Origin of the sequence: Escherichia sp. KCJ4928 (assembly GCF_004352695.1) — a bacterium.
Classification (GTDB): domain Bacteria; phylum Pseudomonadota; class Gammaproteobacteria; order Enterobacterales; family Enterobacteriaceae; genus ECMA0423.
Genome location: NZ_SJWV01000695.1, coordinates 1 through 318, shown reverse-complemented (window position 1 = coordinate 318; position 318 = coordinate 1). Strand labels below are relative to the sequence as shown.

At 61.3% G+C, this 318-nt stretch carries 1 pseudogene; it reads right to left on the bottom strand.

Annotation, left to right across the window (positions count from 1 at the left end):
- A pseudogene (locus E0D98_RS26295) lies at window positions 1-318 on the bottom strand (NlpC/P60 family protein); the annotation flags it as partial.

Below are 318 nucleotides of genomic sequence, written 5' to 3'. Positions count from 1 at the left end.
CACAGCAGGATATCGCCTGCCTGTGCAGAGGACAGGGACACCCGGCAAAAGCCAGTGGCCTCCATATTGTCCAGGTACAGGTTCTGGCCGTTGCGCCACCAGTCATCCTCGCGATGAAAATCCGGCATCTCAATCCCCGCCAGATGGTATGCATCCCGGAACAGGGTGTAACAGTCCGTCACACCGTGTTCAAAGCGCCGTCCGGTCAGGTGCGGCACACAGCGGAACCGGTGAATTTCACCCCGACAGACCAGCCACCAGGGCAGGGCACTCTTTATCTGCAGCCGCCGGTCCGCCTCGCTCAGCCAGGGCAGACCA